Consider the following 13556-nt stretch of genomic DNA (forward strand, 5'->3'; position numbering starts at 1 on the left):
GTGACCGTGACCGCTAAGACCAGCGCGAGCGCTGGCAACACCTGGCGAGACCTGCCCGCGGCGCAGCAGCCTGAGTACCCCGACCTTGAGGCTCTGCGCGCAGTGATCGCGGACCTCGAGTCGTATCCGCCGCTCGTCTTCGCGGGCGAGTGCGACCAGCTGCGCGCCCGCATGGCGGCCGTCGCCAAGGGCGAGGCGTTCCTGCTCCAGGGCGGCGACTGTGCCGAGGCCTTCGACGCGGTGTCCGCCGACCACATCCGCAACAAGCTCAAGACCCTGCTCCAGATGGGCGCCGTGCTGACGTACGCCGCCTCGGTGCCCGTGGTGAAGGTGGGCCGGATCGCCGGCCAGTACTCCAAGCCACGCTCCAAGCCGACCGAGACCCGTGACGGGGTGACGCTGCCGACCTACCGGGGCGACTCCGTCAACGGCTTCGATTTCACCGAGGCCGCCCGCGTGCCGGACCCCGAGCGGCTGAAGCGGATGTACCACGCCTCCGCCTCGACGCTGAACCTGGTGCGCGCCTTCACCACCGGCGGCTACGCCGACCTGCGCCAGGTGCACGCCTGGAACCAGGACTTCGTGAAGTCGTCCCCGTCCGGCCAGCGCTACGAGCAGCTCGCCCGCGAGATCGACAACGCGCTGAACTTCATGCACGCCTGCGGGGCCGACCCGGAGGAGTTCAAGACCGTCGAGTTCTACTCCTCGCACGAGGCGCTGCTGCTGGACTACGAGTCGGCGCTGACCCGCGTGGACTCGCGGACCGGGCAGCTGTACGACGTCTCGGCGCACATGGTGTGGGTCGGTGAGCGCACCCGGCAGCTGGACCACGCGCACATCGAGTTCGCCTCGCGGATCCGCAACCCGATCGGCGTCAAGCTCGGCCCGACGACGACGGCCGAGGACGCGCTGCAGTACATCGAGCGCCTGGACCCGGACCGTGAGCCGGGCCGGCTGACCTTCATCGTCCGCATGGGCGCCGACAAGGTCCGCGACAAGCTGCCCGAACTGGTCGAGAAGGTCACCGCCTCCGGCGCGACCGTGGCCTGGATCACCGACCCGATGCACGGCAACACCTACGAGGCGGCCTCCGGCCACAAGACCCGCCGCTTCGACGACGTGCTCGACGAGGTCAAGGGCTTCTTCGAGGTCCACAAGGGCCTGGGCACCCACCCGGGCGGCATCCATGTGGAGCTCACCGGCGACGACGTCACCGAGTGCGTGGGCGGCGGCGACGAGATCTTCGTCGACGACCTGCACCAGCGTTACGAGACGGCCTGCGACCCGCGGCTGAACCGCAGCCAGTCGCTCGACCTGGCGTTCCTCGTCGCGGAGATGTACAGGGACCAGTAGGCGGATCGCCTGTTACAGAGGCATGAAGTGGGGCGTGGATCACATACGATCCACGCCCCGCGCCACTTTTAAGGCTCCTGCGAGCCGGGTAAGGTTAGGTTTGCCTCACCGATCAACGGGACGGCATCCATATCGTTCCCGGCCGGAGGTGAACCGCGTGTACGTCTGCAACTGCTTCGGGGTGACCGAGGCGCAGGTGAGGAAGCACGCGGAGGACGGTGCCTGCACCCCCCGCCAGATAGCCTCGGCCTGCAAGGCGGGGACGGACTGCGGCTCTTGCGTACGCCGGATCCAGGCGCTCCTGGGCAGGGGTTCGTGCTCGCGCCACGAGCTGTCCGACCAGGGCCAGCCGGTGCTCTCCGGCCTGGAAACCGTCGAAGCCCTCGAAGAAGCGGCCTAGCTCTCCGGTTGCCTAGCTCTCCGGTTGCCTAACTCTCCGGCTGCTCGACCAGCTGGGCGATGTAGAGCGCCTCGCCGAGCTTCTCCACCAGCTCCAGCTGGGTGTCGAGGTAGTCGATGTGGTGCTCCTCGTCGGCGAGGATCGACTCGAAGATGTTCGCGGATGTGATGTCGCCCTTCTCGCGCATCACCTTGATGCCGCGCCGGAGCCGGTCGATCGCCTCGACCTCGACCTGCCGGTCGGCCTGGAACATCTCGGTGACCGTCTGCCCGACCCGCACGTGGAACAGCCGCTGGTAGTTCGGCAGGCCCTCCAGGAAGAGGATCCGGTCGGTGAGCACCTCCGCGTGCTTCATCTCGTCGAACGACTCGGCCCGCGTGTACTTCGCGAGCTTCGTCCAGCCGAAGTTCTCCTGCATCTTCGCGTGCAGGAAGTACTGGTTGATCGCGGTGAGCTCCGCGGTCAGCTGCTCGTTGAGGAATTCGATGACCTCGGGGTCGCCCTGCATCGCAGAGGCTCCTTCCGCACGGGGGAACTGGCTGGTTGCGCCGCATGATTGCACCGGGCGACAAAGATCGTCCAGTAAGTCTTCACTTAGTAAGTAAGTGCAGGCTTAGTCCAAATTGCCCTTTTTGGGTAGGGGTCGGTCATGTGCACTGCCCCGGGTCTGTCAGGATGGAGTCATGGGTCAGCCGGTGGAACGCGAATCGGGAGCAGCAGCACACTCCGAGCTTCCGCCGGGGCAGCGAGTGCAGCGCGGCTGGCCGGTCACGCACTACGGACCGGTCCCCAAATTCCGCCCCGAGCGCTGGGAGTTCCGGGTCTTCGGCGCCACCGCGGACGGCGAGAAGCACTGCTGGAACCACGAGGAGTTCACGACCCTGCCGTACACCACGGTCGTGAGCGATCTGCACTGCGTCACGAAGTTCAGCATGCTCGGCTCGGAGTGGGGCGGCATTCCCGCCCGTACGATCCTCGAGATCGCCCCGCCCGCGCCCGCTGTCACCCATGTGATGGTGTGGGCGGAGTACGGATTCAGCTCGAACCTCCGCCTGTCCGACTTCGCCGCCGAGCGCACGATCTTCGCCACCCACAAGGACGGCGAACTGCTGACCGCGGAACACGGCTTCCCGCTCCGCCTCGTCGTGCCTCACCTCTACGCCTGGAAGGGCCCCAAGTGGGTCCGTGGCGTGGAGTACATGACCGCCGACCGCCGCGGCTTCTGGGAGGAACGCGGCTACCACAACATCGGCGATCCGTGGAGGGAACAGCGGTACTCGTACCAGGAGGAGCCGGGGGACGGGCCGGAACTGTGAGGTTCCTCAGCCGTCCCTGAGCTTCTTCAGGCGCTCCACGTCCGCCGCATGCCCCTCCTTGCCGCCCGGCGTCTCGATGATCAGCGGTACGCCTTCGGTGGCGGGGTGGGTCATCAGCGCGCGGAACGGGTCCTCGCCGATGTGCCCGGCGCCGATGTTCTCGTGGCGGTCCTTGTGGGCGCCGATCACGTCCTTGGAGTCGTTGGCGTGGATCAGCTTCAGCCGGCCCGCGCCGACCGTGTCCACCAGCAGGTCGAGCGTCTGGTGCATGCCGTTCGGCCCGGTCAGGTCGTGGCCGGCGGCGAAGATGTGGCAGGTGTCCAGGCACACGCCCAGCTTCGGATGGGCGTCCAGCGCCTCGAAGTACGGCCCGAAGTCCCAGGTCCGCGAACACAGCGACGCGCCCTGTCCGGCGGTCGACTCGAGGAGCAGAAACGGGTCGTCGTCGTGGGTGAGCTCGTCCAGCAGCGGCAGCATGTGCTCGCGCACCTGCTTCAGCGCCACCGACCGGTCCCGGCCGCCGGTCGCGCTGCCCGTGTGCACGACCACGCCCAGCGCCCCGATCTCCCGCCCGCGCCGCAGCGAGTGCCGCAGCGACTCCACCGACTTCTCCACGGTCGCCTCGGTGTGCGAGCCGAAGTTGATCAGGTACGGGGCGTGGACGTACGCCGGGATCGACTCGGCCGCGCAGGTCGCGCGGAACTCCTCGTCCTGCCGCGGATTACCGGCCGGCGTGGCCCAGCCGCGCGGGTTGGCGACGAAGACCTGTACGGTCTCGGCCTTGAGATCGTGGGCGTAGGTGAGGCCGACGGAGTGGAGACCACCGGCCACGGGGATGTGACCGCCGACGGGGTTGCGGGAGGGGCCGGGGGTGGCGGGGGCGGTGCGGGACTGCTGACTCTTCACCCGTTCAGGGTGTCATGCGGCCCGCCCCACCCGATCAGCGGATCGTGATCTTGATCGTCGATCCCTCGGGTGCCGTCTCCCCGCCCTTCACGGACTGGCTCTTGACGGTGTCGCCGAACAGGCCGAGCAGCCCGCGGTCCTCGTCGACCTGGAAGCCGGCTCCCTCCAGCTTCGCCTTGGCCTCGTCGACGCTGTCGCCGACCACGTCGGGGACCTCGATCATCCGGGGGCCCTTGGAGAGCGTCAGCGTCACCGTGTCGCCCTCGGCCGCCTGCCTGCCGCTCTCCGGCGTCTGCCGGGCGACCTGGCCCTTGTCGAACTCCGAGGAGGTGACCTCTTCGGCGGAGACCTTCACCTTCAGGCCCGCCTCCTCCAACTCGGCACGCGCGTCGGCCAGGTCCGCGCCGGTGACGTCCGGGACGTCCACCGGGCGGCCCTTGCTGACGGTGAGCGCGATCGCCGAGCCGGCGCGCCGCTCGATGCCGCCGGCCGGGTCCGAGGAGATCACGAAGCCCTTGGGAACGTCCTCGCTGAACGCCCGGGTGACCATGCCCGGCTCCAGCCCGCTCTGCTTCAGCACGTCCCTGGCCTTGTCCAGCCGGTAGCCCTCCAGGTCCGGGACCTTCACGGTCTCGGGGCCGTCGGAGATGGTGAGCGTCACGGGATCGTTGTCCCGGATCCGGGTGCCCGGCTCCGGGTCCGTGCTGATCACCGTGCCGCGCTTGATGGTGTCGCTGTAGGCGTGCTTGACCTTGCCGATCTCCAGCCCGGCCTCCTCCAGCCGGTCCTTCGCCTGCGCCTCGGTCTTCGCCAGCAGCGGCGGGACCTGCGTGAACTGCCCGGAGTTGATGTACCAGACACCCGCGCCGAGGCCGAGGACCAGCAGCACGGCGGCGACGATCGTGACGAGCCGGCGCCGGGACCGCTCCGTACGGCGCGGCGGCAGGGGCGGGGGACTCTCCAGCCGGCTCGTGTGGTGGACCCCGGACGCGGCCTGGTCCTCGTCCTCGTTCACCGGCAGCAGGCGCGATGGGGGTCCCCCCGCGCGAGCGAAGCCGAGCGTGGGGGAGGTCAGCGCGCGCGGGATCACGCTCGTACGGTCGTCGGCGATGTCGTGCCCCGCGGAGATCGCCTGCGGCGGCACCGCGTCCAGCTGGTCCGCGCTGAGCGCGGCACGGGCGTCACGCGCCTGGGCGAGCAGCGCGACCGCGTCGTGCGGGCGGATGCCGGGCGTGCGGGCGGTCGCCGACGCGACCAGCTCGTCCAGCTCGTACGGCAGCCCCGGCACGATGGCCGAGGGCGGCGGGACGTCCTCGTGCAGATGCTTGTAGAGCACCACGGCGGCGGAGTCCGCGTCGTGCGGCTTCTCGCCGGTCAGCATCTCGTAGAACACGACACCGCACGCGTACACGTCGACGCGGGGGTCGACGGTGCCCTGCTGCTCGATCTGCTCGATCTGCTCGGGTGCGAGGTACGAGACGGTGCCGAGGACGTTCCCGGTGGTGCTGGTGACGGTGTCCACGGACCGCACCAGCCCGAAATCGGCGACCTTGACCCGGCCGTCGTCCCCTATCAGGACGTTCTCCGGCTTCATGTCCCGGTGCACGAACCCGGCGCGGTGCGCGGCGCCGAGCGCGGCCAGCACCGGCTCCAGGATGTCCAGGGCGGCGCGCGGCTGCAGCGCCCCGCGCTCGCGCAGTACGTCGCGCAGGGTGCACCCGGCGACGTACTCCATGGCGAGATAGACGTACGACCCGTCGGTGCCCTGGTCGAAGACCTGTACGACGTTCGGGTGGGCGAGCCGGGCCACCGACTTCGCCTCCCGGATGAACCGCTCGACGAAGGTCCCGTCGGCCGCGAGCGTCGGGTGCATCACCTTGAGCGCGAGCACGCGGTCCAGGCGGGTGTCCAGGGCCCGGTACACCGTGGCCATCCCGCCGACCGCGATCCGCGCGTCCACGCGGTAACGGCCGTCGAGCACCTGCCCGACGAGCGGGTCCTGAAGGGTCGTATCCACGCAGGTGAGTGTACGAGCCGCGACTGACACGGCCGCGGTTTCGGCCAGGATCGGGGCGGGACTGAAGCGCACCTGTGACGCAACCCACAAGGCCGTATCCGCCGGCGCACGCCCCCGCAGCCGCCGATGGCCGGGTCAGAACGCGGGACGCTCGGGATCCAGCACAGCCAACCCCTCCACGGGAGACGACGCCTCCGCGAAGTGCCGCCGGGGAATCCGCCCCGCCCGCCGAGCCAGCCGCCCCGCCTCCACCGCGTGCCGCATGGCGTCGGCCATCAGCACCGGCTCCTGCGCCCGCGTCACCGCCGACGCCAGCATCACCCCCGCACACCCCAGCTCCATCGCCAACGCCGCATCCGACGCCGTACCGGCGCCCGCGTCCAGAATCACCGGCACGCGCGCGTGCTCCACGATCAGCTGGAAGTTGTGCGGGTTCCGGATACCCAGCCCCGACCCGATCGGCGACCCCAGCGGCATGATCGCCGCACACCCGATGTCCTCCAGCTTCCGCGCGAGCACAGGGTCGTCGTTGGTGTACGGCAGCACCGTGAACCCGTCGTCCACCAGCGTCTCCGCGGCGTCCAGCAGCTCGATCGGGTCCGGCAGCAGCGTCCGCTCGTCGGCGATGACCTCCAGTTTGACCAGGTCCGTGCCGAGCGCCTCCCGCGCCAGCCGGGCCGTCAGCACGGCCTCACCGGCCGTGAAACAGCCCGCCGTGTTCGGCAGCACCCGGATGCCGAGCCGCTCCAGCACCGACAGCACCGAGCCGTGCACGTCCGGGTCGACCCGCCGCATCGCGACCGTCGTCAGCTCCGTGCCGGAGGCGACCAGCGCACGCTCCAGCACCTCCAGGCTGGGCGCACCGCCGGTGCCCATGATCAGGCGGGACGTGAACGACGTACCGCCGAGGACAAAGGGATCGTCGGCCATGGGTCAGCCTCCTTGGACGGCGGTGAGGACTTCCACGCGGTCTCCCTCGGAGAGGGCCGTGGCGGGCCACTGCGCGCGCGGGACGACGGTTTCGTTGAGGGCGGCGGCCACGCCGGAGGGAGCCGCCGTGAGGGACTTCACCAGGGCATCGAGTGCCGTGCCGGGAGCGACCTCCCGCCGCTCGCCGTTGACCGAGATGTTCATACGGGCTGCTCCGTGAGGGCCGTGCTGAAGCGCTTGGGTGTGAAGGGGCGAGCCTCTTCGGGGAGTTCGCCGGTGGTCAGGACGTGCGCCATGGCGTCACCGGTGACCGGCGTGAGCAGCACACCGTTGCGGTAGTGCCCGGTGGCCAGCAACAGCCCGTCCAGCCCGGTCGGACCGAGCAGCGGCGCGTTGTCGGGGGAGCCGGGGCGCAGACCGGCCCGCGTCTCTGTGAGCGGCAGCTCCGTGATGCCCGGAACCAGCTCGTGGGCGTCCCGCAGCAGCTCGTACACGCCTCCCGCGGTCACCGTGGTGTCCCAGCCCAGCTCCTCACTGGTCGCGCCGACCACCAGCTCACCGCTCTCGCGCGGCACCAGGTAGACCTGGCTGCCGCGCACCACGGCCCGCACGGTCCGGCTCAGGAACGGCGCGTACCGCTCGGGCACGGTCAGCCGCAGCACCTGCCCCTTCACGGGCCGCACCGGCGGCAGTACGTCGTCCGGGATCCCCGCGAGCCGCCCGCTGAGGCTGCCCGCGGCGAGCACCACCTGCCCGGCCCCCAGGGCGACGCCCTCGCGCGTGACGACCCCGGCCGCCCGCTCCCGTACGACCGACAGCCGCTCGGCCCACGAGCGGTGGAAGACCACGCCCGCCCGCTCGCACGCGGCCACCAGCGCGCGGGCCAGGCGCCGGGGGTCGATCTGGTGGTCGCCGTTGACTCGCAGCCCGCCGCGTACGCCCGGCGCGAGCAGCGGCTCCAGACGCCGGCAGTCCCGCCCGGACAGCCACTCCGATTCCAGGCCCGACTGCCGCTGCAGCGCGTGCAGTTCGCGCAGATGGGCACGGTCGTCGGCGTCCAGCGCGACCGCGAGCGTGCCGGACGGGCGGTAGCCGAGGTCGTGGCCGGTGAGGTCGGTGAGCTCGGCCACGAAGTCCGGATAGCGGCGCGCCGACTCCAGGTTCAGGCCGAGCAGGGTCTGCTCGCCGTAGTGCAGCTCCGTGACGGCGGCCAGCATCCCGGCCGCCACCTGGGCGGCCCCGCCGCCCGGTTCCGGGTCCACGACGGCCGTGGCGAACCCGCGCTGCGCGGCCCGCCAGGCCGTGACCAACCCGATGATTCCGCCTCCGACGACGAGGACGTCTGGCGTACGCGTAGGCGACATGGGCGTCCAGCCCCTCCCTTCGCCGGCATGACCCGGATCAGGTTCGTACGGTCGGAGGCCGCCAGCCTCCCTCTCAGCCCGGTGCGTCCGGGCTCCCGCGAGTGCTTTACGGTGGCCACCCTAGCTCTTGGTCCCGGGCCTCTGTAAGGGAGCCACTTGTCATGCCCCGCTCGCTCGACGGCCTCGTCCTCGCCCCCGTCGCCGACCAGGCCCCAGGTCAGGTGGGTACCCGCACACGGTTCGCGTACCACGAGAAGGACGGCGAGATCTGGGCCGAGTACGCGGGCGGTGACGTCGTACGCGGGTACCTGGTGGGTACGAGGGACGGCGACCGGCTGGACTTCCGGTACGTGCAGCTCAAGCGGGACGGCGCCACGTCGTCGGGGCACTGTGCGTCGACGGTCGTGGAGCTGCCGGACGGTCGGGTGCGCCTCGAGGAGACCTGGGAGTGGGAGTCGCAGGCGGGCAGCGGGACGAGCGTTGTGGAGCAGGTCACTGAGCACGACCGCTGACTGACAATTCGTCAGTTGTCTATGGTGATCACGTGAGCGAGCAGACGCAGGAGCGGGGTATCTCCATGCCACGGCGTGTCGTCGTCGTGGGCGCGGGCATGGCCGGGGTGCAGACCGCGGTCGCCCTGCGGGAACAGGGCTTCACCGGCACCGTGACGCTGATCGGCGCGGAGCCCCACCAGCCCTACGACCGGCCCCCGCTGTCCAAGGCCGTCCTGCTGGGCAAGGCGGAGGGCTCCGCCTTCGACGTCGACTTCGAGGCGCTCGACCTCGAACTCCAGCTGGGGCGCGAGGCGCTCGGCGTGCGCCCCGCCGACCATGAGCTGGACACCGAGGCCGGGCCCGTCCCGTACGACGCCCTGGTCCTCGCCACCGGTGCCGAACCGATCCGGCTGCCGGGCGCGGAGGGTGTTCCCGGCGTGCATCTGCTGCGCACGCTCGACGACGCCGAGCGGCTGCGCCCGGTGCTGGCCCGGCAGCACGACATCGTGGTCGTCGGCGCGGGCTGGATCGGCGCGGAGTTCGCCACGGCGGCCCGCGAGGCGGGCTGCGCGGTGACGGTCGTCGAGGCCGCCGACCGGCCGCTGGCGGGTGCCCTGCCCGCCGAGGTGGCCGCGCCGATGGCCGCCTGGTACGCCGACGCGGGGGCCGTTCTGCGCACCCACGCGCGCGTGGAGCGCGTCGAGCCCGGAGCCGTGCTCCTCGACGACGGCTCGCGGCTGCCCGCGGACGCCGTCGTCGTCGGCATCGGCGCCCGCCCCGCCACTGGCTGGCTGGCCGGCTCAGGCATCGACCTCGGGGCACACGGCGAGGTCGTCGCCGACCATCACCTGCACACCTCCGCGCCGGACGTCTACGCGGTCGGCGACTGTGCCTCCTTCCCTTCGGGAAGGTATGGCGAGCGCCTGCTGGTCCACCACTGGGACAACGCCCTCCAGGGCCCGCGCACGGTGGCCGCGAACATCATCGGTGAGGCCGTGGGTGAGGCGCCGGCGGTCTACGACCCGGTGCCGTATTTCTGGTCCGAGCAGTTCGGCCGCTTCGTCCAGTACGCCGGCCACCACGCGTGCGCCGACACGACCCTGTGGCGCGGTGACCCGGCCGGGCCGGCCTGGACGGTGTGCTGGCTGCGGGAGAACCGTCTGGTCGCCCTGCTGGCCGTGGGCCGGCCCCGGGACCTGGCGCAGGGGAGGCGGCTGATCGAGGCGGGCACACCGGTGGATCCGCGGCTGCTGGCGGATCCGGCGCGGCCGCTGAAGGCGGCGAAGGCGTAGCTCCGGTCACCCGTGTCGGCGGTCTGTTGCCCCAGGTCGGACCGGCCTGACTTCCGACTGTCAGTCCGGGATGGCACGCTTGTTCCGTGACCGAGATTGACGCAAAAATCGATGCTCTCGTCCCCGCCTGGCTCACCCTCCCCGACATCGCCGAAAAGCTCGGCGTCGAGGTGACGCGTGTGCGGCAGCTGGTCAAGGAGGGCCAGCTCATCGCCGTACGCCGTGGTGAGAACCGCGCGCTGCACGTCCCCGCCGCCTTCATCGACGGAGACAAGGTCGTCAAGGGTCTGTCCGGGACCCTGACGCTCCTGCGGGACGACGGCTTCACGGACGAAGAGATGCTCGAGTGGCTCTTCACCCCCGACCCGAGCCTGCCCGGCACCCCCGCGCAGGCCCTCGGCGAGAATCGCGGCACGGAGGTGAAGCGCCGCGCCCAGGCGCTCGCCGTCTGATCTGAGCACGCTGATCTGAACACCGTCCGGCGTACGGGCCGTGGCCCGCGAGAGCCACGGTCGTGGTTCGCTGCGGGCTTGTGGGGAGTCACGCTCGTGGTTCGCTGCGGCCTGTGGGAGTCACGACCGTGGTGCACCGCAGGCCGAGGGAGCCATGCCTGTGGTTCATCCCGAGGGAGCCATGCCTGTGGTTCATCCCGAGGGAGCCACGCCCGTGGTTCACTACGGCCCGCAGCGGCCGACCGCACCGGCCCGCGGCCCGTACGCCATCGACAACGATCGACAACGGGGGACACCCGCATGCCCGACACCGCCACCCGCGCCCGGCTCGCCGGCGCCCGGCTCTACCTCTGCACCGACGCCCGCAAGCGCCAGGGCGACCTGCCCGAGTTCCTGGACGCGGTGCTGGCGAGCGGCGTCGACATCGTGCAGCTGCGCGACAAGGGCATGGAGGCGGCCGAGGAGCTGGAGCACCTGAAGGTCTTCGCCGACGCCTGCGCCCGGCACGGCAAGCTCCTCGCGGTCAACGACCGGGCGGACGTCGCCCACGCCGCCGATTCCGACGTCCTGCACCTCGGCCAGGGCGACCTCCCGGTCCCCGCGGCCCGCGCGATCCTCGGGGACGACGTCCTCATAGGCCGCTCCACGCACGCCGAGCCGGAGGCCGCCGCGGCCGCCGTCCAGGAGGGCGTGGACTACTTCTGCACCGGCCCGTGCTGGCCGACCCCCACCAAGCCCGGCCGGCACGCCCCCGGCCTCGACCTCGTCCGGTACACCGCCGGCCTCCGCACCGACCGCCCCTGGTTCGCCATCGGCGGCATCGACCTGGGCAACCTCGACGAGGTGCTGGAGACGGGCGCCCGCCGGGTCGTGGTCGTGCGGGCGATCACGGAGGCGGACGACCCGGGCGCGGCGGCGGCGGAGTTCGCCAAGCGGCTGCGGCAGGCGTTGTGACACCGTTTGTCCCACGCTCATCTGTCCAAGGGGTGGACAGTAAATAGACAAATCCGGCAAAAATCCGTGATCCGGTTGGGGGACCGCCGCCCCCTGACTAACCTGCGGGTATGGCCCTCGGCACCGCATCCACCAGGACGGACCACGCCCGCACCGTGCGTGACATGCTCGCGACCGGCAAGACGACGTACTCGTTCGAGTTCTACGCCCCGAAGACCCCGAAGGGCGAGCGGAACCTGTGGAACGCGCTGCGCCGGGTCGAGGCCGTGGCGCCCGACTTCGTCTCCGTGACCTATGGCGCGGGCGGTTCCACCCGCGCGGGCACGGTCAAGGCGACCGAGGCGATCGCCTCCGACACCACGCTCACCCCCATCGCCCACCTCACGGCGGTCGACCACTCGGTGGCCGACCTGCGCAACATCATCGGTCAGTACGCCGACGCCGGGATCCGCAACATGCTCGCGCTGCGCGGCGACCCCCCCGGCGACCCGATGGGCGACTGGGTGCCGCATCCCCAGGGCCTGGCCTACGCCGTCGAACTCGTCGAACTCATCAAGAACTCCGGCGACTTCTGCGTGGGCGTCGCGGCCTTCCCCGCGATGCACCCGCGCTCGGCCGACTGGGACACCGACGTCCGGCACTTCGTCGACAAGTGCCGTGCGGGCGCGGACTACGCGATCACGCAGATGTTCTTCCAGCCGGAGGACTACCTGCGGCTGCGCGACCGGGTCGCGGCGGCCGGCTGCGAGACGCCGATCATCCCCGAGGTCATGCCGATCGCCAGTGTGAAGACGCTGGCGCGGGTCCCGTCGCTCACCAACGCCGCCTTCCCGCCCGCTCTGAAAGAGCGGATCCTCACAGCCAAAGACGATCCGGCGGCTGTACGCTCCATTGGCATCGAATTCGCCACCGAGTTCTGCGCACGGCTGCTGGCCGAGGGAGTGCCCGGACTGCACTTCATCACGCTCAACAACTCCACGGCGACGCTGGAAATCTACGAAAACCTGGGCCTGCACCACCGACCGCAGGCCTAGACCGGCCGCACTGGTATACGACACACTGCGTAACGGCCACTGGGAGAGGGGCGTACATGGGCTGGACGGTCCTCTACATCGCGTTCGGCGTCGTCGCACTGTGGCTGCTCGGTGAGGTGTTGCTGCAGTACAAGGCGCGCCTGCGCTGGCGGCTGCTCGCCTTCGCCGGCTTCCTGGGCGTCGTCCTCGGCGTGCTGATCCCTTCCGTGATCGTCATCGGACTGGGCGCCGCCGCCTTCGCTGTCGGCCAGACCTACGTCACGCTCTCCTTCCGTCGCGGCTTCTCGGCCGGCTGGGCGGTCAGCCGCCCGGGTGCCGACGGCTCCAAGCGGCGCCGTGGCAAGGCGGACCGACAGGATCCGAGCCTGGAGGTCAGCGACCTCGAAGCGACCGCGGTCGGCTTCGACGGTGACACCAAGTACGGCCAGGACACCGGCGCCTACGGCCAGGACGACTACGACCGCGACGACGTGTTCACACCCGCGCGCCCCGTCGAGCCGCCCACGGCCGCCGAGACCACGTCCGTGTACGAGCCGCAGCCCCTGCCCGACGACACCGGCTCGTACGGCATATACGGCGACTCCGGATACGCCACCGACTCCTCCTACCCGGCCCCGGGCCAGACCCAGGACCAGTACGCGACGGCCGCCGCCGACCAGTCGTACGCCTACGACGGCTACTCCGGCTACGACCAGCAGCAGTACGGCTACGACCCGGCCGGACAGCAGCAGTACGCCGCCTACTCCGACCCCTACATCGGCACCCAGGCCTACGGTGGTGCCTCGTACGACACCTCCTACGGCGGCCAGCAGCAGTACGGCCAGCAGGCGTACGGCCAGGACCAGTACGCCGCCGGCACGTACGGCGGCGAGACCCCGCCCGGCGGGGTGTGGGTGCCGCAGCAGCGCAGCACCGACGATCCCTACGGCGGCGAACTCCCGCCGGAACAGCAGCAGTACGGTCAGCAGGGCTACGACCAGAATCAGGGCAACGGGTTCGACGAGCAGTACCGTTTCTGAGCGCCGCCGCTGTTCCAGCCGCTGG

General features: G+C 70.8%; 15 protein-coding genes and 1 riboswitch. Of the genes, 9 read left to right on the plus strand and 6 right to left on the minus strand.

Translation table 11 applies throughout. The features are described from left to right. Complete coding sequence (locus CLM62_RS47665) at window positions 1–1353, plus strand: class II 3-deoxy-7-phosphoheptulonate synthase (protein ID WP_095756157.1); 1353 nt, start codon at window positions 1–3, stop codon at window positions 1351–1353. Window positions 1354–1501: 148 nt separating this feature from the next. Further along, window positions 1502–1753: a (2Fe-2S)-binding protein gene (locus CLM62_RS47670; RefSeq protein WP_257004518.1), complete on the plus strand. Its 252-nt coding sequence runs from the start codon at window positions 1502–1504 to the stop codon at window positions 1751–1753. Window positions 1754–1781: 28 nt separating this feature from the next. Here CLM62_RS47670 and bfr read toward each other — a convergent pair whose 3' ends face one another. Then, window positions 1782–2261, minus strand: coding sequence for a bacterioferritin (gene bfr / locus CLM62_RS47675; RefSeq protein WP_095756159.1), 480 nt, complete (start codon window positions 2259–2261; stop codon window positions 1782–1784). 175 nt (window positions 2262–2436) lie between these two features. On the opposite strand from bfr, the gene CLM62_RS47680 reads away from it, so the two are divergent. Continuing rightward, window positions 2437–3069, plus strand: a complete 633-nt coding sequence (locus tag CLM62_RS47680; RefSeq protein ID WP_095756160.1) for a sulfite oxidase-like oxidoreductase — start codon at window positions 2437–2439, stop codon at window positions 3067–3069. A gap of 6 nt (window positions 3070–3075) precedes the next feature. On the opposite strand, the gene CLM62_RS47685 is transcribed toward CLM62_RS47680, so the two are convergent. The 5 genes from CLM62_RS47685 to thiO form a co-directional block, all read right to left on the minus strand. Further along, on the minus strand, window positions 3076–3975 hold the full coding sequence (locus CLM62_RS47685) for a deoxyribonuclease IV (protein ID WP_095756161.1): 900 nt from the start codon (window positions 3973–3975) through the stop codon (window positions 3076–3078). 34 nt (window positions 3976–4009) lie between these two features. Further along, window positions 4010–5992, minus strand: coding sequence for a Stk1 family PASTA domain-containing Ser/Thr kinase (pknB, locus tag CLM62_RS47690; RefSeq protein WP_179382533.1), 1983 nt, complete (start codon window positions 5990–5992; stop codon window positions 4010–4012). A gap of 135 nt (window positions 5993–6127) precedes the next feature. Beyond that, window positions 6128–6922, minus strand: a complete 795-nt coding sequence (locus CLM62_RS47695; protein ID WP_095756162.1) for a thiazole synthase — start codon at window positions 6920–6922, stop codon at window positions 6128–6130. A gap of 3 nt (window positions 6923–6925) precedes the next feature. Further along, window positions 6926–7126 (minus strand): sulfur carrier protein ThiS, encoded by a 201-nt coding sequence (gene thiS / locus CLM62_RS47700; RefSeq protein ID WP_095756163.1) that lies wholly within the window; start codon window positions 7124–7126, stop codon window positions 6926–6928. Continuing rightward, window positions 7123–8286, minus strand: a complete 1164-nt coding sequence (gene thiO, locus CLM62_RS47705; RefSeq protein ID WP_095756210.1) for a glycine oxidase ThiO — start codon at window positions 8284–8286, stop codon at window positions 7123–7125. Before thiO ends, thiS begins: the two co-directional genes overlap by 4 nt. Further along, window positions 8284–8395: riboswitch (TPP riboswitch) on the minus strand. (Overlaps the previous gene by 3 nt.) A gap of 52 nt (window positions 8396–8447) precedes the next feature. On the opposite strand from thiO, the gene CLM62_RS47710 reads away from it, so the two are divergent. The 6 genes from CLM62_RS47710 (at window position 8448) to CLM62_RS47735 (ending at window position 13531) form a co-directional block, all read left to right on the plus strand. Next, on the plus strand, window positions 8448–8798 hold the full coding sequence (locus tag CLM62_RS47710) for a hypothetical protein (RefSeq protein ID WP_095756164.1): 351 nt from the start codon (window positions 8448–8450) through the stop codon (window positions 8796–8798). 32 nt (window positions 8799–8830) lie between these two features. Beyond that, on the plus strand, window positions 8831–10072 hold the full coding sequence (locus CLM62_RS47715) for an NAD(P)/FAD-dependent oxidoreductase (protein WP_095756165.1): 1242 nt from the start codon (window positions 8831–8833) through the stop codon (window positions 10070–10072). An 86-nt stretch (window positions 10073–10158) separates the two neighbouring features. Next, window positions 10159–10524, plus strand: coding sequence for an Rv2175c family DNA-binding protein (locus tag CLM62_RS47720; protein ID WP_095756166.1), 366 nt, complete (start codon window positions 10159–10161; stop codon window positions 10522–10524). Between the two features lie 300 nt (window positions 10525–10824). Continuing rightward, window positions 10825–11478: a thiamine phosphate synthase gene (gene thiE / locus CLM62_RS47725; RefSeq protein WP_095756167.1), complete on the plus strand. Its 654-nt coding sequence runs from the start codon at window positions 10825–10827 to the stop codon at window positions 11476–11478. Window positions 11479–11588: 110 nt separating this feature from the next. Then, entirely contained in the window at window positions 11589–12512 is a 924-nt protein-coding gene (gene metF / locus CLM62_RS47730; protein ID WP_095756168.1) for a methylenetetrahydrofolate reductase [NAD(P)H], read from the plus strand. Between the two features lie 56 nt (window positions 12513–12568). Continuing rightward, window positions 12569–13531: a hypothetical protein gene (locus CLM62_RS47735; protein ID WP_095756169.1), complete on the plus strand. Its 963-nt coding sequence runs from the start codon at window positions 12569–12571 to the stop codon at window positions 13529–13531. Window positions 13532–13556: the final 25 nt, after the last annotated feature.

The sequence above is a fragment of the Streptomyces sp. SA15 genome (genome assembly GCF_002291145.1).
Lineage (GTDB): Bacteria > Actinomycetota > Actinomycetes > Streptomycetales > Streptomycetaceae > Streptomyces.